This window comes from bacterium (genome assembly GCA_024228115.1).
GTDB lineage: Bacteria > Myxococcota_A > UBA9160 > UBA9160 > UBA6930.
The window spans coordinates 1-7,263 of sequence record JAAETT010000173.1 but is presented as its reverse complement, the minus strand read 5'-3'; the positions used below and the strand labels follow the sequence as shown (position 1 = coordinate 7,263).

Genomic DNA, 7,263 nt, shown 5'->3' with positions numbered 1-7,263 from the left:
CCCTCGATCGTTCCCGATGACAGCTACGCGTTCCTCGGGACGATCCAGGTGGGGATTGCCCTGGGCTTCCTGGGCCTGTTCGCCATGACGGTGATGGCCTACCAGCGCATCTTCCCGACGCTGCTGGTCCCGAAGGACTAGCGCCCGCATTCCCTAGACTCCCGGGATGGATGGGATTCCTCCCAGCGTCGAACTCCTCGAGACCGGAGCCAGGCTTCCCGGGCCCGGGCGTCGTGGGGCGTTCGTCGCTTATCGCGACCTGATCCATGTCGCGGCGTCCACGCGGGGCCTGCGCATCAGCACGCACAAGGAAGTGCTCGGAATCCCCCGGGTCTTCCTTTCGGATTCGGCCTCCGTGCTGCGGGTGGTCCAGGCGCTGCGTGCGCGGGTCGGGGAGCTGCCGGACGGCGCCGCGCGGCTGCAAAAGATGGAGGCTCTCGACCGGACCATCAGCGGGGCCGAGCCTCCCCGGTTGACCCATGCGCTACTCGGGCTGTGTGGGCTGCTCTTCGGCCTCCAGCTGGTCGTCCCCGGGTTCACTGCGGCGGGTGCACTTCACCTGGAGCTGGCGTCGATCGAACCCTGGCGCATGGTCACAGGCCACTTCCTCCACGAGCCTTTCGGAGAAGGCCTCCGGGGCTTGCTCTCTCCGCACCTGCTCTTGAACGGCCTGGGTCTATGGGCGCTCGGTAGCTTCGTGGAGCGCATTCTGGGCCCCTTCCGAACGGCCGCCGTGCTTCTGTTGGCGGGCGTGGGGACAGTCTGGGCGTCCACGGCTGCCGGCTATCCGGTGGTGATTGGCGCCTCGGGCCTGGTGATGGGCTTGGCAGGGGTGATGGTGGTTCTCGAGGTCGTTCGCCCGGAACAAGTGCCGGCGCCCTGGCGCATTCATCGCGGCTTGCTCCTGGGCCTGCTCGCGGGCGATCTGATCCTGACGGGTTTCCTGCCAGGCGTGGCTCATGCGGCCCACTGGGGCGGCCTGGCGGGGGGCGCGCTGGGAGCCTGGGCTGTGACGGCCCGCCTTCTTCCCGGTCGGCCAGCGGGGCCCGGCATTCGCCGCGTCGGCTTCGCCTCGGGCGTTCTCGTCCTGCTCGGGTTGGTCGGGTTGGGCTGGTCGGCTCTGGCTCCCGACACGGCGAGCATGCGCCGCGCCAGTCGCTTGGTCGAGAACCCTTCGGCCTCGCCGGGCCTGTTGAACGACGAAGCCTGGACGATCGCGATCTCGGAGGACGTGAGCGAGGAGCAGCTGGTGGTCGCCGAACGCATGGCCGAGAGGGCCGTCAACGAGACGGCCCGGGCCAATCCCTCGCTCCTCGATACGTTGGCCGAGATCGCGTTCTTGCGAGGTCGGCCCGAAGAAGCCGTCGATCTGATCGAGGAAGCCATTCGCCTGGCACCGCGCGTCGGCTACTTCCACGAACAACGTCGGCGTTTCACGGGAGAACGGGCCGCGGACGATCGCCCGCCCGGTCCCACGCTACCTGCCCCACCCCGCCGGGAGCCCTTCCCGCTGCCGGAGGAAGGCCTCCGCGTGTAGCGGGGACGTTCTTTCCGCTGTTTCCGTTATTCGAGGCGGGCTTTGCCCGCCTCGAATAACGGAAACAGCGGAAAGAACGTCCCCGCTCTCGCTACTCGATGACCTCGCCGTCTTCCGGCAGGACGACCGCTCCCGAGAAGCTCTTGCCGACGACGTCCCGGTAACGAGACGAGAACACCGGCGGCGGACGCAGGCGGATCAGCACCAGCCCCCGCACACCCGCACGGGAAGCGAGAGCGCCGGCATCTTCGAGGTGGAGGTGCAGGGAACCTTCGTTCTTGAGCTGCTCCAACTGGTCGATCCCGGCCTCCTCTGCAGCATCGAGGGATGCGCCATACAACGCTTCCGTCCACAGCCAATCCGCACCGCGAGCCAGTTCTTCGACGCCCGCCGCGGGTTGGCCCCGGGTCGCGATGGCCAGGGAGCGGGCCGCGGTTTCGACCCGGATGCCGAGGACCGGTGGATCGGTCCCGGCCAGGGGCACGACAACGACTTCCATCTCGCCGACATGGAGCCGGGTCTCGTCCGTGATCTCCTGGACGGGCGTCAGGCCACCCTCGGCGGGCAGCGCCCAGAGTTCGGCCTGCCGCCGGGCTTCTTCCTCGTACACGCTGCGTAGCCGCTCGACCAGCTGGGCGGTTCCCGGCGGGCCCAGGATCTGGAGCGGCACGTCCCGTTGGGCCAGCCAGCCGCTGATCCACAGGTCGTCGAGGCCCAGGGTGTTCTCGGGCACGAGTTGACTGAGGATCAGATGGGACGGCTGCCAGGCGGGGATCTCTGCCGCACGGAGTGCAGATGCCACGCCCCGGCCGGCATCGACGAGCAGCATGTCGCGATCCAGGCCCACCGCGATGGCGGGGCCCGATCGGTTGTGGTTCTCGAAGATTCCCCCGGTTCCCACCGCGACCGCGGAGAGGGTCTCGAACCGCCGTGCCTCGAGGGCTGCAATGCCCTCCGCAACGGATTCGAAACGCTTCGACATCCAGGCCATTGCCCACATGACGACCACGAGGGCGGTGAGGATGCCGAGCACGACCATTCGTAGGCCGGTATTCATGAGGTCGGCCGCCAGGAGTGCAGGGTCGGCCTCACTCGAAGACCACCGTCTTGTTGGCGTAGGCGATCACCCGATCCTCGAGGTGGTTGCGAACGGCCTTGGCGAGCACCATCCGCTCGACGTCGCGCCCCTTGCGCAGCAGATCCTTGACGGCATCCCGGTGGGACGTATGAACCACGGCCTGTTCAATGATGGGTCCCTCGTCGAGATCCGTCGTCGCGTAGTGAGCGGTGGCGCCGATCAATTTGACGCCGCGCTCGAAAGCCTGGTGGTAGGGCTTGCCGCCCATGAAGGCGGGCAGGAAGGAGTGATGGATGTTGATGATCCGGTTCGGGTACGCGGCCACGAATTCCCCGGAAAGCACCTGCATGTACCGGGCAAGCACGATCAGATCGACACCCAGACCGTCGAGAAGCTCGCGCTCCCGTCGCTCCTGATCCGCCTTCGTCTCCTTGGTAATCGGGAACACGTGATGGCCTACGCCGAATTGTGTCGAGACCGGTTCGAGGTCTGGATGGTTGCTCACGACCGCGACGATCTCGCAATCGAACTCACCGGCCCGGTGGCGGAGCAGGAGATCCCAGAGGCAGTGGTCGTAGCGCGAGACGAAGATCGCGACTTTCTTCTTGTCGCCCGGCCAGGTGATGTGCCACGTCATATGAAAACGTTCGGCGACTTCCGCGATGGCTCCTTCGAAACCCGTCCGGTCGGAGGTCAGCTCCGCCAGATCGACCCGGATGCGTTGGAAGAACTGGCCCGCTCCGATGTCCGTGTGCTGGTCCGCATCGAGAATGTTGCCGCCATGGCCGTGGAGCACCTGGGCCAGGCTGGCCACGATCCCCCTTCGGTCCGGGCAAGTAACGATCAGCGTTGCGATCTCGGGGGAAGGGGGCATGGGCAAGCGATGCTAGCCACCCCCAGCGGCGTCTGATAGGGTGGCGAATAGGGGAATCACTCATTCCCGAGTCTTGTCGGGCAGGTTTCTGCACCGGCGGGGCGACCCGGGGCGGTGGGTTCGGCGCTCTCATGACATCCGGGACCGAAGCGAGAACTGGGTCTCGTGGGGTACGACCAACGCCGAGAAGGAGGTACAAACTTGGACCAATCTAGACCTACGGCGAGTGAGGTGGCGGCGTTCTAGCCACCCGAGCCGAAGACTGATTCTTCTCGGCCGTTGGGACGTTGTCCCAGGCCACCGCCCCCGAGAGCGCGGACGCCGTAGCCGCAATAGGGTCCCCTGGGATCTGCTCTCGGGGGTACTTTTTTTCGCGACCCCAGCGCCGGCAATCGCCCCATGGGTCTTCACCCGGGAGATTCGGCCGCCGGGGCGAAATGAGAGCCTCGAAGCCCGCGCCACGCCCCGCTTCCCGCCCGGACGGGGAAAGGGCCCGGAACTTCCGGGCACCAGCGAGGAGGGGGCGCCGCGCGGGCGAAACCTCGAACGTGGCCGAGCGTGGCATGCGGGCCCGACCTGGGCTGTGCTCGCGGTCACAGGGGCTGCAGGTATCATCCGGCCCCATGGGCGCAAACCCCTCCGAGGTGCACCTGGATCCGATGACGCCCGTGGCGCTGCTCGAGCGAACGCTGCGCGTATTCCCCAACAAGATCGCGCTTGTGTACGGGGAAACACGTTGGAACTACCAGCGTCTCGCCGACGAAGTTGGTCGACTGGCCGGAGCTCTCCAGCGTGCGGGGATCCTGCCGGGGGACCGGGTCGCCTTTCTTGCCCCGAACATCCCCGAACTGTTGGTCGCCCATTTCGCCGTGCTGCGGGCCGGCGCCGTGCTGGTCGCGATCAATACCCGCCTGAACGCCGAGGAAGTGGGTTACATCATCGGCCACTCCGGGGCGAAGATCGTGTTTTGCGATACGGAACTTGCGCCGCAAGTGGCCGACGCGCCCGGGGGGTTGGGCGCGAATCCCTTGTTGGTGAACATCGAGGATCCCGTCGCCGGGCTCCGTGGGACGCCGCTCGACGGTCCGACCTACGCCGAGTTCGTCGAAGGCGCGCCGGTGTTGCCGATCTCCTGGGCGCCCGACGACGAGGATGATCTCACCTCGCTCAACTACACGAGCGGTACGACCGGTCAGCCGAAGGGTGTCATGTACACCCACCGCGGCGCGTTCCTGAACGCCCTCGGCGAAATGATCGTGCACGATCTCGGCCGCGACACGGTCTACCTTTGGACGCTGCCGCTCTTCCACTGCAACGGCTGGTGCTTTCCGTGGGGTGTGACAGGGGCAGGCGGGACCCATGTCATGTTGCGCGCAATCGAGCCGGCAGAGATTCTCGAGCTGATCCGCCAGGAGCGCGTGAGTCACTTCAACGGCGCGCCCACCGTATTGCTGATGCTCTCCGAAGCACCCGAGGCCCAGGGCGTGCATTTCGATCCGCCGATTCGCGTGGCCACCGGGGGCGCGCCGCCCTCACCCACGATCCTGCGGCGGATGGAAGAGCTGGGCATCCGGGTCACCCATCTCTACGGGCTCACGGAAACGTACGGCCCCCACGTCTATTGTGAGATGCAGGCGCGCTGGGAGGATCTCGACCCGGACGGAAAGGCTCGGGTCATGGCTCGCCAGGGTGTTCCCTATCACCACGCGACCCACCTTCGGGTCGTCGATGACGCCATGGCGGATGTTCCCGCCGACGGCGAGACGATGGGTGAGGTCGTGATGCGCGGCAACAATGTCATGAAGGGGTACTTCCGGGATGAGGAAGCCACTCGGGCGGCCTTTGCGGGTGGCTGGTTCCACTCGGGCGATCTGGGCGTCATGCATGAGGATGGCTACATCGAGCTTCGGGATCGGAAGAAGGACATCATCATCAGCGGTGGCGAGAACATCTCGACAATCGAGGTCGAGCACGTCGTCGTGACCCACCCGGCGGTGCTGGAGGCCGCCATCGTGGCGATGCCCCATGAACGTTGGGGCGAGGTGCCGAAGGCCTTCGTTTCCCTGAAGCCGGGCGAGAGCCTGACCGAGCAGGAATTGATCGACTACTGTCGCGACCGCCTGGCCCACTTCAAGTGCCCCAAGGCGATCGAATTCATCGAGCTTCCGAAGACTTCGACCGGCAAGGTCCAGAAGTTCCGACTGAGGGAAAAAGAATGGGTTGGCTACGAGAAGAGGATCGGCGGTTGAGACGGCTTGGTGTCGCCGCCGTCGTAACAAGCATCTTGCTGGCGGGTGTCTCCGCCGGTGCGGATTCGCCCGAAGAGCGTTTCGCGGCGGCACTGCGCTTTCGAACCGTTTCCCATCAGGACCGGGCCCAATTCGATCCGGCCCCGTTCGCTGCGCTGCATGCCTATCTCGAACAGGTGTTTCCCCGCGTTCACACAGAACTCCTGCGCGAGCGCGTTGCCGAGCACAGCCTTCTGTACACGTGGCAGGGGAGTGATCCGGCATTGCAGCCGTTGCTCCTCACTTCTCATCTGGACGTGGTTCCCGTCCCGGAGGGCACGGAGGAAAGCTGGGAGCAGCCGCCGTTCAGCGGTGTGATCGTCGACGGCCATGTCTGGGGCCGTGGTGCCCTCGATGACAAGGTGGGCGTGCTGGCCACCCTCGAGGCTGTCGAGAACCTGCTGGCCGGAGGTTTCGCACCGCGCCGCACCGTGCTGCTGGCATTCGGCCATGACGAGGAACTCGGCGGCGATCATGGCGCGGCGGCGATCACGGCTCTGCTGGAAGAGCGGGGAGTTCGGCTGTGGTTCAGTCTGGACGAGGGCATGATCATTGCCGCGGATGGCGCGCTCGGCGTGACGAAGCCGATTGCCCTGATCGGGGTCGCCGAGAAGGGCTACCTCTCCCTACGCATGACCGCGCGTTCGCCCGGAGGCCATTCGAGCATGCCAGCGCCGGGTGGCTCCATCGGCAAGCTGGCGCGTGCCGTGATCGCGCTCGACGAGAACCCGATGCCGGAACGCTCGGGCGGCGTGTTCGGGGAAATGTTGGGCGCTCTCGGGCCGGAACTTCCGTTCTGGCCACGCCTCTTCCTCACCAATCCGCTCTTCTCCTGGATGACGCGTTCGCGGCTCTCGAGTGACCCGACGGCAAATGCGTTCATACGCACGACCACCGCGGTGACCATGGCAGGTGCGGGTACGAAAGAGAACATCCTGCCCCGAGAAGCCTGGGCGCTGGTGAACTTCCGGATCATTCCGGGAGATACGAGCGGCGCAGTGATCGAACGGGTGCGCAAGATCGTTGGCCCCGACATCGAACTCGAAGTCGTTCGCGCCCGAGAGCCTTCGCCGACTGCGGATACGCGGTCCGAGGCCTACGCCGTGCTGAGCGAAACCATCGGAGAGATCGCGCCGGATGCCGTCGTGGCGCCGGCCCTCGTGGTCGGGGGCACCGATACCAAGCACTACGGCCGGATCGCCGATGACAGCTTTCGCTTCATGCCCCTCCGGGTAAGCCTGGCGGATCGCACGCGGGTGCATGGCGTGAGCGAGCGGCTGGCCGTAGACGCCTACCTGGAGGCCATCACCTTCTACGAGGCCCTGCTGCGGAGGAGCGCTGGCGCCCCCTAGTGATATGATTCATAAATAAAGGGCACTATTGGACTATCCACGTTACCCTCGCGGCGAACGGCCAGAGGGGCACGATGCGGGTCGCAGCCGAGATTCACCTCAGCAAGAGCCAGCGGGCGACGCTTCAGCAATGG

The 7,263-nt window shown here is 66.0% G+C and carries 6 protein-coding genes; 4 read left to right on the top strand and 2 right to left on the bottom strand.

Going from position 1 to position 7,263, the window contains the following annotated elements:
• Window positions 1–141, top strand: a 141-nt coding sequence (locus GY937_08685; protein ID MCP5056783.1) for a hypothetical protein, incomplete at its 5' end; no start/stop codon positions are given.
• 25 nt (window positions 142–166) lie between these two features.
• A complete protein-coding gene (locus GY937_08680; protein ID MCP5056782.1) occupies window positions 167–1,537 on the top strand; it encodes a rhomboid family intramembrane serine protease in 1,371 nt (456 codons plus the stop codon).
• Between the two features lie 91 nt (window positions 1,538–1,628).
• On the opposite strand, the gene GY937_08675 is transcribed toward GY937_08680, so the two are convergent.
• Both GY937_08675 and purU read right to left on the bottom strand, forming a co-directional pair.
• Window positions 1,629–2,594, bottom strand: coding sequence for a hypothetical protein (locus tag GY937_08675; protein ID MCP5056781.1), 966 nt, complete (start codon window positions 2,592–2,594; stop codon window positions 1,629–1,631).
• Between the two features lie 31 nt (window positions 2,595–2,625).
• Window positions 2,626–3,489, bottom strand: coding sequence for a formyltetrahydrofolate deformylase (gene purU, locus GY937_08670; protein ID MCP5056780.1), 864 nt, complete (start codon window positions 3,487–3,489; stop codon window positions 2,626–2,628).
• A 623-nt stretch (window positions 3,490–4,112) separates the two neighbouring features.
• Here purU and GY937_08665 point away from each other — a divergent pair.
• Both GY937_08665 and GY937_08660 read left to right on the top strand, forming a co-directional pair.
• Window positions 4,113–5,738 carry a long-chain-fatty-acid--CoA ligase gene (locus GY937_08665; protein MCP5056779.1) on the top strand — a complete coding sequence of 542 codons (1,626 nt, stop codon included), beginning with the start codon at window positions 4,113–4,115 and terminating at the stop codon, window positions 5,736–5,738.
• Window positions 5,705–7,129, top strand: a complete 1,425-nt coding sequence (locus GY937_08660; protein MCP5056778.1) for a M20/M25/M40 family metallo-hydrolase — start codon at window positions 5,705–5,707, stop codon at window positions 7,127–7,129. Before GY937_08665 ends, GY937_08660 begins: the two co-directional genes overlap by 34 nt.
• The last annotated feature ends 134 nt before the right edge of the window (window positions 7,130–7,263 follow it).